General features: G+C 38.0%; 13 protein-coding genes. 9 read left to right on the forward strand and 4 right to left on the reverse strand.

Annotated features, from left to right (window positions below; genetic code table 11):
• Positions 1 to 75: 75 nt before the first annotated feature.
• Together NST91_RS07355 and murC are read left to right on the forward strand one after the other, a co-directional pair.
• Positions 76 to 2754: a DNA translocase FtsK gene (locus tag NST91_RS07355; RefSeq protein ID WP_341330615.1), complete on the forward strand. Its 2679-nt coding sequence runs from the start codon at positions 76 to 78 to the stop codon at positions 2752 to 2754.
• A 366-nt stretch (positions 2755 to 3120) separates the two neighbouring features.
• Positions 3121 to 4419 (forward strand): UDP-N-acetylmuramate--L-alanine ligase, encoded by a 1299-nt coding sequence (murC, locus tag NST91_RS07360; protein WP_341330616.1) that lies wholly within the window; start codon positions 3121 to 3123, stop codon positions 4417 to 4419.
• A gap of 142 nt (positions 4420 to 4561) precedes the next feature.
• Here murC and NST91_RS07365 read toward each other — a convergent pair whose 3' ends face one another.
• Positions 4562 to 5677 carry an aminopeptidase gene (locus tag NST91_RS07365; RefSeq protein WP_341330617.1) on the reverse strand — a complete coding sequence of 372 codons (1116 nt, stop codon included), beginning with the start codon at positions 5675 to 5677 and terminating at the stop codon, positions 4562 to 4564.
• A 196-nt stretch (positions 5678 to 5873) separates the two neighbouring features.
• Here NST91_RS07365 and NST91_RS07370 point away from each other — a divergent pair, with 196 nt between their 5' ends.
• The 6 genes from NST91_RS07370 (at position 5874) to ccpA (ending at position 11161) form a co-directional block, all read left to right on the forward strand.
• Positions 5874 to 6326 (forward strand): DUF948 domain-containing protein, encoded by a 453-nt coding sequence (locus NST91_RS07370; RefSeq protein ID WP_341330618.1) that lies wholly within the window; start codon positions 5874 to 5876, stop codon positions 6324 to 6326.
• The gene (locus NST91_RS07375; RefSeq protein WP_121447388.1) at positions 6326 to 6724 is read left to right on the forward strand and encodes a YtxH domain-containing protein; all 399 of its coding nucleotides are present in this window, start codon (positions 6326 to 6328) and stop codon (positions 6722 to 6724) included. Before NST91_RS07370 ends, NST91_RS07375 begins: the two co-directional genes overlap by 1 nt.
• 19 nt (positions 6725 to 6743) lie before the next feature.
• Positions 6744 to 7070 carry a bacillithiol system redox-active protein YtxJ gene (gene ytxJ, locus NST91_RS07380; RefSeq protein WP_121447389.1) on the forward strand — a complete coding sequence of 109 codons (327 nt, stop codon included), beginning with the start codon at positions 6744 to 6746 and terminating at the stop codon, positions 7068 to 7070.
• 114 nt (positions 7071 to 7184) lie between these two features.
• Positions 7185 to 8518 (forward strand): IS3 family transposase gene (locus NST91_RS07385; protein ID WP_445724474.1). Its coding sequence is split into 2 segments (ribosomal slippage): positions 7185 to 7595 and positions 7598 to 8518, totalling 1332 coding nucleotides; the frame shifts between segments, so codons are not numbered across the junction.
• Between the two features lie 277 nt (positions 8519 to 8795).
• Positions 8796 to 9872, forward strand: a complete 1077-nt coding sequence (locus NST91_RS07390; RefSeq protein ID WP_121447390.1) for a bifunctional 3-deoxy-7-phosphoheptulonate synthase/chorismate mutase — start codon at positions 8796 to 8798, stop codon at positions 9870 to 9872.
• Between the two features lie 287 nt (positions 9873 to 10159).
• The gene (gene ccpA, locus NST91_RS07395) at positions 10160 to 11161 is read left to right on the forward strand and encodes a catabolite control protein A (RefSeq protein ID WP_121447391.1); all 1002 of its coding nucleotides are present in this window, start codon (positions 10160 to 10162) and stop codon (positions 11159 to 11161) included.
• Positions 11162 to 11189: 28 nt separating this feature from the next.
• Here the strand turns inward: ccpA and NST91_RS07400 are convergent, their stop codons facing one another.
• The 3 genes from NST91_RS07400 to NST91_RS07410 are packed head-to-tail and all read right to left on the reverse strand — an operon-like array spanning position 11190 to position 13643.
• Positions 11190 to 12347 (reverse strand): acetoin utilization protein AcuC, encoded by a 1158-nt coding sequence (locus tag NST91_RS07400; protein WP_341330619.1) that lies wholly within the window; start codon positions 12345 to 12347, stop codon positions 11190 to 11192.
• Complete coding sequence (locus NST91_RS07405; RefSeq protein WP_341330620.1) at positions 12344 to 12991, reverse strand: acetoin utilization AcuB family protein; 648 nt, start codon at positions 12989 to 12991, stop codon at positions 12344 to 12346. Before NST91_RS07405 ends, NST91_RS07400 begins: the two co-directional genes overlap by 4 nt.
• 19 nt (positions 12992 to 13010) lie before the next feature.
• Positions 13011 to 13643 carry a GNAT family N-acetyltransferase gene (locus NST91_RS07410; protein ID WP_121447394.1) on the reverse strand — a complete coding sequence of 211 codons (633 nt, stop codon included), beginning with the start codon at positions 13641 to 13643 and terminating at the stop codon, positions 13011 to 13013.
• A 317-nt stretch (positions 13644 to 13960) separates the two neighbouring features.
• Between NST91_RS07410 and acsA the strand changes: the two genes are divergently transcribed.
• Positions 13961 to 15679 (forward strand): acetate--CoA ligase, encoded by a 1719-nt coding sequence (gene acsA / locus NST91_RS07415; protein ID WP_341330621.1) that lies wholly within the window; start codon positions 13961 to 13963, stop codon positions 15677 to 15679.
• Positions 15680 to 15724: the final 45 nt, after the last annotated feature.

Here is a 15724-nt window from a genome sequence, read left to right on the forward strand (position 1 = left end):
ACCAAAAGTCGCTAGGAAAACTAGCGGCTTTTTTGTTACAATAAGGAATAGAATTGAAATGGAAGAGTGATAGTTGTGAATTGGATAAAAAGATTACTACATTTTTTACAGACGGACGATGATGATCCAATTGAAATAAAAACGACTCAAATCAGACAAAACAAACCTGTTGAGGCAAGAGTGACATATGAATACCCAAAGGGGAAATTTCGATTTCCAGTCATACCAGATCTTGAAAAAACAAGAATAAAAAAGGAAAAGGTACAAACAAGACAAAGTCAGCGAACACAGCAAAGTCAGCGAACAAAGCAAGTACAAAAAACAAAGCAAACAGAAAAAGCTCAGCAAACTCAACAAACAAGAACTTCACAACCAAATAGGAATTCAACACCTAAAACCGTTGTAAATTTACAGGAGAAACAACCCTTTCAACCATCCGAGACACCATCCCCGGTATTCGGTCTAGGTAAACCAAAGCCTCAGGAAATAGCTCAGGAAACAGCTCAAGAAATAGTTGAGTATGAACTTCCTTCAAACCCTATCGCAGATACAGAATCGATTGCTAGGGCCTGGAAAGAAGCACAAGAAGAGGTTGCTTCAACAATCATACTAACGGAGCAAGTTGAACCAAAACAGTATACAAGTTCAACTACATTAGAAGATACCGAGCAAAAGGTGGCAAGCTTTGCGGATCAATTAATAAGAGAAGAAGAGGTAACTGAGGGAGTACCGGCTGCTATTGAGCCTCAAAGTGAAAAGTCTATTAATGAGGAAACTCCAATACAAGTAGCTGTGGAGGAGGAGTTGAATGCATCTGAGGAAACAAATCTAGTTGAACAAGAAATGATACATCCTGAAGAAATTGTGACTGAAGAACTAGTTGATCAGATTGAAAATATAGAAATGCAAGAAGATCTTAAAGTGGAGGAAACTGAAACTTCTACAGAGAATACTGAAACACAGGTTGAACAGATAAAGAAAAGTGAACAGACCAGAACAGAGCCGAGACGATCCAATATACCGTTTAATGTATTAATGTTTAAAAAGGACAAACAGAAATTGTCACAGCGGCAACCAGAAAAAGCAACACAAGTAACTTCTGTCGAAACAAGGCAAAATGAACAACTGGTTGAGCAAGAAACACCAAGGCAAAATGAACATCCGGTTGAGCAAGAAACACCAAGGCAAAATGAACATCCGGTTGAGCAAGAAGCACCAATGCAAAATGAACAACTGGTTGAGCAAGAAGCACCAAGACAAAATCAACAATTAGTTGAGCAGGAACAACCAATGAATCAAGAATTACAAACACATCGGGAAGACGAAATTCAACAACCTGGCTATACTTTCCCAGGTCTATCTTTCTTAAATGCGCCTCCTGCCGAACAAGCTGATGACAGTCAATGGTTACTTGACCAGCAAAATATTTTAGACCAGACTCTAAGAAACTTTAAAGTGCGTGCAAAAGTGGTGAATGTAACACAGGGACCTGCTGTTACTAGATTTGAGGTACACCCAGAGCCTGGAGTGAAGGTAAATAAAATTACAAATCTATCAGATGATATTAAATTAAGTTTGGCTGCCAAGGATATTCGGATTGAAGCACCGATTCCTGGGAAAAATACAATTGGTATTGAAGTACCAAATAGAAAAAGCAAGCCAGTACTATTAAAGGAAATAATAGAAAGCCCTGAATTCAAAACAAATCAATCACCATTAGCAGTCGCAATGGGTCTTGATATCTCTGGAAAGCCAATTGTAACGGATTTACAAAAGATGCCGCATGGACTTATCGCGGGTGCGACTGGTTCGGGTAAAAGTGTATGTATTAACGCAATGCTTGTCAGTTTGCTTTATAAGGCATCACCGGATGAAGTGAAGCTACTACTTATCGATCCCAAAATGGTAGAATTGGCACCTTATAACCATATTCCACATCTTGTAAGCCCGGTTATTACGGATGTAAAGGCCGCAACAGCTGCTCTAAAGTGGGCAGTTGAAGAAATGGAAAGAAGATATGAACTATTTGCCCATACCGGTGTTCGTGATATTGGTAGATATAATGAAATGGTGAAAAAACATGATGAGAAAAGTGGAAAATTACCTTATCTCGTGATTATCATTGATGAGCTTGCTGATTTAATGATGGTGGCGCCAGGGGATGTAGAGGATTCAATCTGCCGAATTGCCCAAAAAGCAAGGGCCTGTGGAATCCATTTAATTCTTGCAACACAACGCCCATCGGTTGATGTTATCACAGGACTTATCAAAGCAAATATTCCGACTCGTATCGCGTTTTCTGTCTCCTCACAAGTTGACTCAAGAACGATTATTGACTCAAGTGGGGCAGAGAAACTGCTTGGAAGAGGAGATATGCTTTTCCTAGAGAATGGTTCTTCAAAACCATTTCGTGTTCAAGGCAATTTTGTTACAGACGATGAAATCGAGGAAGTTGTTAACTTTGTAAAATCAGAGATGAAGCCAAGCTATATGTTTGAACAGGACGAGCTCCTAAAGAAAGCTTCAATTACAAATGAAGAGGATGAGCTCTTCTTTGAGGCATGTGAGTTCGTTCTTGAACATGGGGGTGCATCTACCTCTAGTGTCCAAAGACGTTTTAGAATCGGGTATAATCGTGCAGCGCGTCTAATAGATATGATGGAAGAACAAGGAATTATCTCTGAATCACGTGGTAGTAAGCCACGTGAAGTTTTGATAACCGAAGAGGATTTAGCTGATATTTATGAGGGCTGATAACAAATGTTATCGCCCTTTTTTCTTTATAGGTATAAAGAATGAAATGAATTATTCAATATCGGAGAAAAATCAGTGCTACATCAGGTTAATTCTAATGTCCTACGTTCATAATAAAGATAACTCATCCCAATTTTGTTGTGGTTTCGTAGGACATAACTCATACTTCTTGTATACTTCTAGTAATTTTTTCGTAATGGTCTTCACCAATGATTAGTGCTATAATGAAAAAATGTGAGATGATTGTATATACATAAAATTCGATTTTACTTAATAGCACCTATCTCAAAATCATGGGTACAATTATCAAAATTAGATGAATTTCATATACTGTCTTACAGATAGACATTGTTGGAGGTTCTTTATATGACAGTTTACCACTTCGTTGGAATCAAAGGTACTGGCATGAGTTCATTGGCACAGATACTTCATGACATGAATTATGAAGTTCAAGGGTCTGACCATGAAAAATTTTATTTCACACAAAAGCCTTTAGAGCAAAGAGGAATAAAGATTTTACCTTTTGACAAGGAAAATATTCATGAAGGTCTGACGGTTATTGCCGGGAATGCCTTCCCTGATACTCATGAAGAAATAGTAAAAGCGGTCGAAATGGGGTTACCTGTTATTCGCTATCACCGTTTCTTAGGTGAATTTATGAAAAAATATACGAGCGTTGCCGTAACAGGCTCCCATGGAAAAACATCTACAACAGGCTTACTTGCACATGTTATGCAAGGAGCAGAGCCTACTTCCTATCTGATTGGAGATGGAAGTGGCAAGGGATCTGAGAATAATAAGTATTTTGTTTTTGAAGCATGTGAATACAGACGTCATTTCTTAAGCTATCACCCTGATTATGCGATAATGACGAACATTGATTTTGACCATCCTGATTATTTTGCAAATATTGAAGATGTATTCAATGCCTTCCAAGAAATGGCCTTGCAAGTTAAGAAGGGAATTATTGCTTGTGGAGATGATGAATACCTCCAAAGCATCCATGCGAAGGTACCTGTTGTGTTTTATGGAATTGGGGAAGAAAATGATTTTCAAGCTCGAAATATCAAGAAAACCACAGAAGGTTCTACCTTTGATGTTTTCGTAAGAAATACTTTTTTTGCAAGCTTTTCCATCAACGGGTACGGAAATCATAATGTGTTAAATGCTTTAGGAGTAATTGCATTATGTCATTATGAAAATATTGATGTGTCCATTATTCAAGAGCGTTTGTTGAGCTTCGGTGGTGTGAAGCGTAGATTCTCTGAGAAACGAGTCGGAACTCAAATATTAATTGATGATTATGCACATCATCCAACAGAGATCAATGCAACAATTGAAGCTGCAAGACAAAAATATCCTGATCGTGAAATTGTAGCGATTTTCCAACCACATACATTTACAAGAACACAGACATTTTTGGATGACTTTGCTGCAAGCTTAGTAAAAGCCGATCAAGTTTATCTATGTGATATTTTTGGTTCAGCCCGTGAAAATAAAGGTGAGCTTTCTATTGGGGATTTACAAGGGAAAATCCCAGGTTCTGAGTTAATTCAAGAAGAAAATACTTCTATCCTTAAAAAACATGAGAATAGTGTATTAATTTTTATGGGAGCCGGCGACATTCAAAAGTTTCAGGATGCCTACGAAAAGGCAGTCGTATAAAGAAAGACCTTTGCGAAACATATCGCAAAGGTCTTTTTTTTCTATGTCCAGCTCGGGCGCTTAGCCCCTATCTGGTCTAGCCAATCATTCAAGAAGGATACAAGATATCCTTCATGACGGCTTTTCTTATGCTTGTTGGAATTTACTTTAGATTTTCTGGGTTTAATGGTTCAAGCTCAGGGATAACGAAGCGGCCGTCTTTACGAATAAGTACATCATCAAAATAGATCTCTCCACCGCCATATTCAGGACGTTGAATATTTACCATATCCCAATGGATATTTGAGTTGTTTCCGTTGTATGCATCATCATATGCTTGTCCAGGTGTGAAATGGAAGCTGCCATCAATTTTTTCATCAAATAGAATGTCTTGCATTGGATGTTGGATGTATGGATTTACTCCAATTGCAAATTCACCGATAAAACGTGCACCTTCATCTGTATCAAGAATTTTATTAATACGCTCAGTATCGTTCGATGTAGCTTCTACAATTTTTCCATCTTTAAAAGTTAGTGAAACATTTTCAAATGTGAAGCCTTGATATGGAGATGGCGTATTATATGTTAAAGTACCGTTTACAGAATCACGAACAGGTGCTGTATATACCTCACCATCTGGGATATTCATTTCACCTGCACATTTAATTGCTTTAATGCCCTTGATGGAGAATGTTAGGTCGGTGCCAGGCCCCGTAATGCGTATCTTGTCGGTATTATCCATTAGTTCAACAAGAGCATCCATCGCATTGCTCATTTTACCGTAATCAAGATTACATACATTAAAATAAAAATCTTCAAAAGCTTCTGTACTCATCTTCGCTAGTTGGGCCATCGAAGAATTTGGATAACGCAGAACTACCCATTTTGTCTTTGGTACACGTATTTCACGATGTACTTTTTTACCGACTGTATTTCCTTCAATTTTCATTTTGTCATCCGGTACATCTGCAAACTCATTAATATTATCACCAGAACGTAAGCCTATATAGGCATCCATTTTGCTCATAACGTTAGCCTCAAAGTCCGCTTTCATCTCAAACTGCTTTTCCTGAGCACCTAGTAAAAGAGCACGATCTACTTGGTGATCTTTTAATGATACAAATGGATATCCACCAGCTTTATAAGCTTCATTAATAAGCGCAACCACGAGCTCACGCTGCAAGCCGAAGTTCTCAATGAGTACTTTTTCACCTTCTCCGAGGCGTACAGAATAATTAATTAAATTTCGAGCGAGTGTTTCAATACGAGGATCTTTCATATTAATTGCCTCCAAATTCAAATTTGCTTATGTACATTCCTATTGTAACCGAAAAAAAGGAAATTGTTTATTAAAATAAAATGCTTAGAAATTCCTTGGAGGACTTCAATGATTTTTGTCGAAAGTTTAACAATGGGGATAGTATGTTTGATATAGGTAAAATCGGGTAACAAAGATAGAAGGAGGTGCATCACGAATGATTCTTATCGTATACATAAGTGTTGCAGTAATTGCTGTAGCTTTTTTAATTTTGGTTTTTTATCTCTCAAGGACTCTACGTTCCCTTCAAGTAACATTGGATAATGTAGCAAGTACTTTATCTGGATTAGAGAAACAAATGGAGGGTGTAACAAGTGAAACAACAGAACTCTTGCATAAAACAAATAAGCTTGCAGAAGATATTCAGCAGAAGTCTGAGAGTTTGAATACAGTTGTTGATGCTGTTAAAGACGTTGGAACTTCTTTACAACGCTTCAATAAATCAGTTGGAAATGTGACAGAAGAAGTGGCAGTACAGCTAGAGAAAAATAAAACCAAAATCTCACAGGTTGTTCAAGTGGGGAATGCTGTAATAGAGATTTGGGATAAATGGAAAGATAAGAAACAAAAGCATGACAAACCAATTCCGAATGAAGAAAGGGGATTATAATGGGAAAAAATAGTGGTTCAAATTTTATCTTAGGTACAATTGTAGGTGCAGCGGTGGGCGCTGCAACAGCATTATTTCTAGCGCCAAAAACAGGACAAGAATTCCGTAGGCAGATAAACGATCAAGCTTCTGTTGTAAAAGAAAAAACAAATTCACTTTCTAAAACAATTTCTGAGCAGTCCAATCAAATTTTAACAAAAGTAAAAGATATTAAATCTCCTGCTGGGCATAGTGAGCCTGAAGTTGGGCTTGAGAATAATGAATCAAAACCAGATGCTGCGACAGAAGAAACAAATCAGGATTCAGCTGGAAGTGAACAGATATTCCAGGAAAAACTTGCTGAAGCGAGGCAAGCCTTAGAAGACGCAGAAAATAATACACAAACTACTAACAACTAATATATAGGGAGATGTAAAAATGGGGAAGGAAAAAATTGAAACAATTGAAGAATTTAACCAAGTCTTAGCAAAAGAAAATAAATTTATTTTTATCAAGCACAGTCTTACTTGTCCAATTAGTAAAGCAGCTTTTGATGAGTACGAACAATTTGTGTCAGACCATGAAAATGTACCAAGCTACTATCTATATGTTCAAGAAGCAAAAGAACTCTCAAACTATATTGCAGAGACCTTTGAAATTAAACATGAATCACCACAGGCTCTTCTTTTTGAAGATGGCAAGGTAAAATGGAATGCCTCTCATAGAAGCATAACGAAAGAAGCATTAGTGACTGCTGGTAAATAAAGAAAAGTCCATGGCTCAATAAACTGTACCCTGTGTAGTAGACACATTAAAAAAAGTCTGCTGCACAGGGTCTTTTTATGTACAATAGATTAAAAATAGTGCGGGAGAGATAGTATGAGTAAAAAAATATTCTCGGAAAAAGAGATCGAATTACTAGCTAAAAATCCATATGTAAAATCAGTAAGTCCCAAAGGTATTACCTATTCAGATGAGTTTAAGGAGCACTTTATAACTCAAAATGACCTGGGGAAGTTTCCTAGAGAGATATTTGAGGACTGTGGGTTCGATACTGAGGTATTAGGTATGAAACGGATTGAGTCTTCTGGAAAAAGATGGCGAGAAGCTTATCGTAAGCACGGAATTCTAGGACTTCGTGATACAAGATCAGGAAACTCAGGTAGACCAAGGGAAAGAGAGCTTTCCACTGAAGAAAAATATGCAAGGTTAGAGGCCGAAAATAACCTGTTGAAAGCAGAGAATGAACTATTAAAAAAGATACGATTCGCAGAAAGGGGGATGAAGAAGAAATAAAATTGTCAGCTGACCAGAAATTTAACCTTATTCATTCCGTTATCGAGAAATACAATCTAACAAGGATGGTAACCCACCTCTGTAAAGTAGCTGGTGTGTCCCGTCAGGGATACTATAACTACTTTTCTGCTAAACAAGTTCAGAGAAGGAAGGATCGGGAGAAAAAGGATGAATCCCTTCGGGACCTGGTTTTAAAAGCATACAATTTCAAGAACCGTAAGAAAGGGGCTCGTCAAATTAAGATGGTATTGGCAGGTCAGTTTAGTGTTGTTTTCAATCTTAAGCGAATCAGAAGAATCATGAAGAAATACGGGATTGAGAGCCCTTTTAGGAGAGCGAACCCCTACAAGCGCATCATTAAGGCTACGCAGGAGCACAAGGTCGTCCCGAACTTACTTAACAGGGAATTCAAACAAGGAATCCCACACAAGGTCCTTCTTACGGATATAACCTACCTATATTTCGGAAAAGGTAAAAAAGCTTATTTATCAACCATTATTGACGCTTCCACCAATGAAGTCTTAGCTCATCAGGTCTCTGATCGAATTACTTTAGATATCGCTACGGATACACTTAAGAAGTTAAAGAAAAACAGGAGAATCAAACTGGCTAAAGGAGCTTATATACATTCTGATCAGGGAGGTCACTATACCAGCCCTGTTTATCAAAAGCTGGTGAAAAAATTCAAATTGGAACAATCAATGTCTAGGAGAGGTAACTGTTGGGACAACGCCCCACAGGAATCATTCTTTGGTCATTTTAAGGACCTGGCTGATATAAAATCATGTGAAACTTTAAAAGAACTTAAGCAAGAAGTGAAAGCTGCCATCCACTACTACAATCACTACAGATATCAATGGAATATGAAAAAGATGACCCCTGTTCAATACAGAGATCATCTTCTTAAAGTAGCCTAGCTTTTTTTAAAATGTCCTTTACAAGGGGTACAGATTACAAAACCGTGGACTTTTTTTACTAATACGATACAATAATATAAATAATTATTTGATTTGTATGTATTCACCCATCAATGGATTGTATCATAATATACTTTATTGCTTAAAAGCGTTTAGGTAATAAAGTTTTTAGTGACATATTGAATTTTATCGTTTATAATGAATTCTAATTACTAGAAATATATCATATTTTCGATTAAATTACGATAATAACTTGGGTGGAGAAAGGAAGAGTGAGATGAGTAAAGTAGAACTAGATAACCTACGCGACAGAGTAGAAGAAATTAATCTTGAAATTCTTAAACTTATTAGTGAACGCGGGAAATTAGTACAAGAAATTGGAAAAGTAAAAGAAACACAAGGTGTTAACCGATACGATCCTGTACGCGAAAGAAAAATGTTAAATAACATTTTAGAGCATAATGAAGGACCTTTCGAAACATCAACTGTACAACATATCTTCAAAGAAATTTTCAAGGCAGGTCTTGAGATTCAAGAAGACGATCATCGCAAAGCTCTCCTTGTTTCACGTAAGAAAAAACCTGAAGATACAATTGTTGATGTAAAAGGTGTAAAAATTGGTGATGGCTCACAGCAATTCATCGTTGGACCATGTGCGGTTGAAAGTTATGAACAAACAGCTGCAGTAGCTGCAGAAGCAAAGAAATATGGTTTACGCCTACTTCGTGGCGGTGCATTCAAGCCAAGAACTTCTCCTTATGATTTCCAAGGGCTAGGACTTGAAGGATTAAAAATCTTAAAACGCGTTGCAGATGAGACAAACATGGCTGTTATCAGTGAAATTGTAAACCCTGCAGATATTGAGGTTGCTTGTGATTACATTGATGTTATCCAAATCGGTGCTCGTAACATGCAGAACTTTGAATTACTGAAAGCAGCAGGCTCAGTTAAAAAGCCAGTATTATTGAAACGCGGATTGGCTGCTACACTTGATGAATTCGTGAATGCAGCAGAATATATCATATCTCAGGGAAATGATCAAATCATTCTTTGTGAAAGAGGTATCCGTACTTACGAAAAAGCTACTCGTAATACATTAGATATTTCTGCAGTTCCTATCCTAAAACAAGAAACACACTTACCAGTATTTGTTGACGTAACACATTCAACTGGACGTCGTGATTTATTATTGCCATGTGCAAAAGCAGCTCTTGCAATTGGAGCAGATGGTGTCATGGCGGAGGTACATCCAGATCCAGCGGTTGCTCTATCAGACTCAGCACAGCAAATGGATTTTGATCAATTTGAAAAATGGATTACAGAACTTAAGGCAACTCAAGCCGTTCGTGTTTAACTTTATCCAGCCTTGAGGCGGATGCACAGATTTTTCAAGCTTGCTTGAATAAAATCTGGGAGCAAATACGCCAAGGCGATTTGATTTTTCAAGAAGACCTCCTACTGTCAAAGTAGGAGGTTTTTTCGAGCTTTTTTAACGAATTTGTTAAGAATTGCACAAAGTAATTGCCCTAGAGGAGTAAGTATCGTATGATTATTAGATAAAATAAGCAAACATGACATTTGTTTGAATAAAAAAGTTAATACTAACATATAAGTGGTAACTTGAAATAAGGAGTGCTGTCAATGAATGTGACAATCTATGATGTTGCGAGGGAAGCCAATGTTTCCATGGCAACCGTATCGCGTGTTGTAAATGGTAACCCAAATGTAAAACCAACAACTCGAAAGAAAGTACAAGAAGCAATTGATCGATTAGGCTATCGCCCGAATGCTGTTGCTCGTGGACTAGCTAGTAAAAAAACGACAACAGTTGGAGTAATCATTCCAGATATCTCAAATATTTTTTACTCAGAGCTTGCACGTGGAATTGAAGATATTGCGACAATGTATAAGTACAATATTATCCTCAGTAACTCTGACCAAAATAAGGACAAAGAACTACACTTATTAAATACAATGCTTGGAAAGCAAGTGGATGGTATTGTATTTATGAGTGGAAATATTACAGGAGAACATGTCGAGGAATTTGAAAAGTCTCCTGTTCCGATTGTCTTAGCTGCCTCAGTGGAGAGTACAAATACGGTCCCAGCTGTAACAATCGATGTCGAACAGGCTGCATACGATGCAGTAACAGAATTGGCTAATAAAGGCCATAAGAAAATTGCGTTTGTTACCGGTCCATTAAATGAACCAATTAATGGTGAAAAGAAATTAAATGGTTATAAACGGGCTATCGAGGATGCAGGACTTTCATATAAGGAAGACTTTGTAATCGAAGGAGATTACACATATGATTCTGGTATTGAAGGTTTTGAGAGAATCCATGAATTAGAAGATAAACCTACTGCTGTATTTGTAGGTACGGATGAAATGGCATTAGGTGTCATCCATAGTGCACAAGATTTAGGTTATTCAATTCCAAATGATTTCGAAATTATTAGCTTTGATAATACACGATTAGCACTCATGGTGCGTCCGCAGCTTACATCAGTTGTTCAACCGATGTATGATATTGGAGCAGTAGCGATGAGACTTTTAACTAAGTTCATGAACAAGGAAAATGTTGAAGAGCAAATCGTGACATTGCCACACCGTATTGAATTTAGAAACTCAACAAAGGAATAGTTAAAAACACGGCCCGAGGCCGTGTTTTTTATTTATTATTTCGTATTGGGTAAAGCGTTTTTGTAACGGTAAGTGCATTTTTTTCCTCAATTTCTGCTCTTCTAGGTATAGGTGGATAAATAGTGGGCTCATCATCCCAATATGCTGGAAGAGTGAGTTTGGCTATTGGTTGCCACTGATTGATCCATTCGGTTGGAAGTGCGCCACTTATATTTGATTTTTCAATCATTTCGAGCCAAATCAAAGACCATGCTCTAGGTACGACTCTCCAAATGTCATATCCGCCGCCACCGACTGCAATCCAGCGACCATCACAATATTGATGTGCAAGCTGATGAGCAAGCTTAGGGATTTCACGATAGATTTTCATTGTTGCAGACAAATGGGTTAACGGATCATAGTAGTGCGAGTCGACACCGTTTTGCGTAAAAATAACATCTGGTTTAAAAAACTCAGTTACTTCTGTAAAAGCGGTTGTGTATGCATGTAACCATGAATCGTCCTCAGTAAATGCATCAAGCGGAATATTAAAGGTATAGCCGTAGCCCTTGCCAGAGCCACGCTCAGTTACATTTCCTGTCCCAGGAAATAGATATCGTCCTGTTTCATGAATTGAAAGTGTACAAACAGTTGGGTCATCATAAAATGTCCACTGCACACCATCTCCATGATGTGCATCAGTATCCACATATAGAACCTTTACATTATATTTTTTTTGCAAATAACGAATCGCTACTGAACTATCATTGTAGACACAAAATCCAGAGGCCTTCCCGCGGAATCCATGATGGAGTCCGCCTCCTAAATTAAGGGCATGCTTCGATTTTCCCGACATTACATGGTCAACTGCGGAAAGGGTAGCGCCTACTAGTAATGCACTAGCCTCATGCATTCCGGGAAAAATAGGAGTATCCTCCGTGCCGATTCCATAGCTATATCCAGTTTCTTTAGGGAGTTTACCTTCCCCTGCTAACTTAACAGCCTCAATAAATTTGGGGTCATGGACGAGTTCTAATTCTTCATCTGTGGCTACTCTAGGTGGAATAATATCCGATTCATCTAACAAGTTCAGACTTTTGAGTAGATCATATGTAAGTTTTACCCTCGTTTGATTAAAGGGATGATCATTACTAAATCGATATTTTAATAATTCGTCCGAATAGACAAAGACAGATTCTTTCGTCATAATCGTGGCCCTGGTATGGTTGGCCATAGTACAGTGTAGCCATTATCAATTAGATTAGTAATGATCTTAGTTGGATTCATTGTTTGAACTCGTAACACAATTATTTTATATTGCGTGTCCTCTTTGTCAGGATAAACAAGGACACTGTGAATATTTACATTATGATTTTTTATGACATTGACAACGTCTGCGAGTGTTCCTGCACGATTATGTACCTTAATTTCGAGTTGTGAACCTGGTTGGTTTGCACCTGTTAGTTGTGCAAAGGTATGAAGTAAATCAGTCTCAGTGATGATTCCAACTAATTTTCCATTGGATTCAATTGGGAGACAGCCAATCCGATGCTGGAAAAAAACAGCAGAAATCTCTTCAACAAAGTCAAGCGGATGTCCGGTTATTACTTCTTTTACCATAATGTCTTTAAGTGGTGAATCTAGTGTTTTTTCATTGTTCGTATAGTCTAGGATTGAAGGCTTTGCATCACGAATATCACGGTCACTAATTAACCCAATCACGTGTTGATTTTTATCTACCACAGGTATATGACGAATTTTTTTCTCATCCATTATTTTAATCGCTGTTGAGATGGAGTCATCAGCTGATAAAGTAATGACATTTTTCTTCATAATTTCTTCAACAATCATGTGAATCCCCCTTACTCCCTTAATACATGAATCGATTCATAAAGCGTAGCCGGTCAAATCTTTCAATCGTATCCTGATTTACTCGTTTGCCAATTCGAGCCATTAAACAGTTGGCAGGGTGTGAACTAATTTCAGGATCATCTGTTGCAAACCATTCAAGCCCACCTGCACTCATCATTTTTTCCATTACTTTACGATACTCCCAAACATTCAGGCCAGTTCCTTTTAAATCCCAATGCCAATAATATTCGGTAGTAATGATGAGATAGTCTTCCATAGCGTCATCCATCATAGAAACAATTAATAGATTCTTTCCAACTCTGCTGCCTCGAAATTTTGGAATAACTTCAATTGCTCCTAATTCTATCAAATTTTCTATTTTCCCCTCAGACCAGCGCTCTAGCGGGTCTGGGTAAAGGTATGTAACATACCCTACAATTGTATGATGCTCTCTTGCGATAATAATTCTTCCTTCAGGGAGGTCAGCAATTTCAATCAATGCTTTATGCTGTTGATTTGGAGGACGAAATGCTACCAAGTCCTCGTGAAATTCATAGCTTGCAAGGGCTTCTCCGGTTATGGGACCTTCAATAATGAGCGTGCCATGAGGGGTTTTAAGTTCCTTTGCGTTATAAGTTTTCTTATGCTCCACATTGTCACCACCATTCATAACGTCAATTTCATTATACATGAACCTAGTAAAAATAAAGCGTTTTCAGAATTTTGTCAAATGCGCCTTGGGGTTTTGGTGCCCAAATTTTTCGCGCGTGCATGAAAAACTATCGCTGAAAAGTCGTCGCATCTGCGGGTGCTGTACCTATATTTAGCAGGGTATTGGGCCCATACTATTACACTAATTATACAATTTTACAGAAAAATAATATATAAACAAAATTTTAAAAATTGAGAAAAGACGAGTTTTATTTTATAATAGAATAGTAAATAACTTACATAAAGGGGAAATGTATAGTGAAAGTGGAAGCGTTACCAGCAACCAAAGGCAATTATAATCTAAAAGATTATGATGAAGCATATGAGAATTTTGATTGGACGGAAGTAGAAAAAAGTTTTTCTTGGTCAGAAACAGGTAGGGTTAATATTGCTTATGAAGCAATCGACCGCCATGCAGAGGGTGTAAGGAAAAATAAAATCGCTCTATATTATCGTGATCCATCACGTGATGAGAAATATACATTTAAAGAAATGAAAGAATATACGAACCGTGCGGCTAACGTATTAAAGCAAGCGGCAGATGTGGAAAAAGGTGACCGAGTATTTGTATTTATGCCACGTTCTCCCGAATTATATTTTACAGTATTAGGGGCTATTAAATTAGGGGCAATCGTGGGACCACTATTTGAAGCATTTATGGAAGGAGCAGTTCGCGATCGCTTGGAAGATAGTGAAGCAAAGGTAATTGTCACAACTCCAGAATTAGTGGATCGTATTCCGTTTAATGAACTTCCTGCATTAAAGCATATTGTCCTCGTTGGTGAAAATGTTACGGAGGATGGCCCATTTATCGATTTTCTTGGTCGGCTAAAAACAGCAAGTAAAGAGCTGCAAATTGAATGGGTAGAACGAACGGACGGTATGCTATTACACTATACTTCTGGTTCAACAGGTAAACCAAAGGGAGTATTGCATGTTCATAACGCCATGATTCAACAATACCAGACTGCAAAATGGATTCTCGATTTACAAGAAGATGACATCTATTGGTGTACAGCTGACCCAGGTTGGGTAACAGGAACTTCTTACGGCATTTTTGGTCCTTGGCTTAACGGAGCTTCAAATGTAATAGTAGGAGGCCGTTTTAGACCGGAAAACTGGTACCAAACCATTGAAGATTTTGGAGTTACAGTCTGGTATAGTGCACCAACAGCATTTAGAATGCTGATGGGCGCTGGTGATGAACTTGTAAAACAATTTGATTTAAGTACATTGCGTCATGTATTAAGTGTAGGGGAGCCACTTAACCCCGAAGTTGTTCGTTGGGGAGTAAAGGTCTTTAACTTACGAATTCATGATAATTGGTGGATGACAGAAACGGGTGCACAGCTTATTAGTAATTACCCTTGCATGGAGATCAAACCAGGTTCTATGGGTAAACCATTCCCTGGAATTAAGGCTGCTATTGTTGACGACCAAGGTAATGAATTACCACCAAATCGTATGGGCAACCTCGCTGTTAAAAAGGGCTGGCCATCAATGATGTATCAAATTTGGAATAATCCCGCAAAATATGAGTCCTATTTTATGCCCGGTGATTGGTATGTATCAGGGGATTCAGCATATATGGATGAAGATGGTTATTTCTGGTTCCAAGGTCGTGTTGATGACGTAATCATGACCTCCGGTGAGCGGGTAGGACCATTTGAAGTTGAAAGTAAGCTTGTTGAACATCCCGCAATTGCAGAAGCCGGTGTTATCGGAAAGCCTGACCCTGTAAGAGGGGAAATCATTAAAGCGTTCGTAGCACTCGTTGATGGCTATAAAGCGACAGATGAGTTAAAAGAAGAAATAAGAGATTTTGTAAAAAAAGGATTAGCTGCACATGCTGCTCCTCGTGAAATTGAGTTTAAGGAAAAACTTCCAAAAACACGTAGTGGAAAAATCATGAGACGTGTTCTTAAGGCATGGGAGCTTGATTTACCGACAGGCGACCTTTCTACAATGGAAGATTAAAATGTTAACAGAAAAAGAGGTGATCCACTGGATCACCTCTTTATT

The organism is Ferdinandcohnia sp. FSL W7-1320, assembly GCF_038050315.1.
Taxonomy (GTDB): domain Bacteria; phylum Bacillota; class Bacilli; order Bacillales; family Bacillaceae_L; genus Ferdinandcohnia; species Ferdinandcohnia aciditolerans.

Excerpts from the sequence above, each read along its gene's own strand:
- murC (WP_341330616.1), top strand. The coding sequence starts at position 3,121 with ATGACAGTTTACCACTTCGTTGGAATCAAAGGTACTGGCATGAGTTCA.
- NST91_RS07365 (WP_341330617.1), bottom strand. The coding sequence starts at position 5,677 with ATGAAAGATCCTCGTATTGAAACACTCGCTCGAAATTTAATTAATTAT.
- NST91_RS07370 (WP_341330618.1), top strand. The coding sequence starts at position 5,874 with ATGATTCTTATCGTATACATAAGTGTTGCAGTAATTGCTGTAGCTTTT.
- NST91_RS07375 (WP_121447388.1), top strand. The coding sequence starts at position 6,326 with ATGGGAAAAAATAGTGGTTCAAATTTTATCTTAGGTACAATTGTAGGT.
- ytxJ (WP_121447389.1), top strand. The coding sequence starts at position 6,744 with ATGGGGAAGGAAAAAATTGAAACAATTGAAGAATTTAACCAAGTCTTA.
- NST91_RS07390 (WP_121447390.1), top strand. The coding sequence starts at position 8,796 with ATGAGTAAAGTAGAACTAGATAACCTACGCGACAGAGTAGAAGAAATT.
- ccpA (WP_121447391.1), top strand. The coding sequence starts at position 10,160 with ATGAATGTGACAATCTATGATGTTGCGAGGGAAGCCAATGTTTCCATG.
- NST91_RS07400 (WP_341330619.1), bottom strand. The coding sequence starts at position 12,347 with ATGACGAAAGAATCTGTCTTTGTCTATTCGGACGAATTATTAAAATAT.
- NST91_RS07405 (WP_341330620.1), bottom strand. The coding sequence starts at position 12,991 with ATGATTGTTGAAGAAATTATGAAGAAAAATGTCATTACTTTATCAGCT.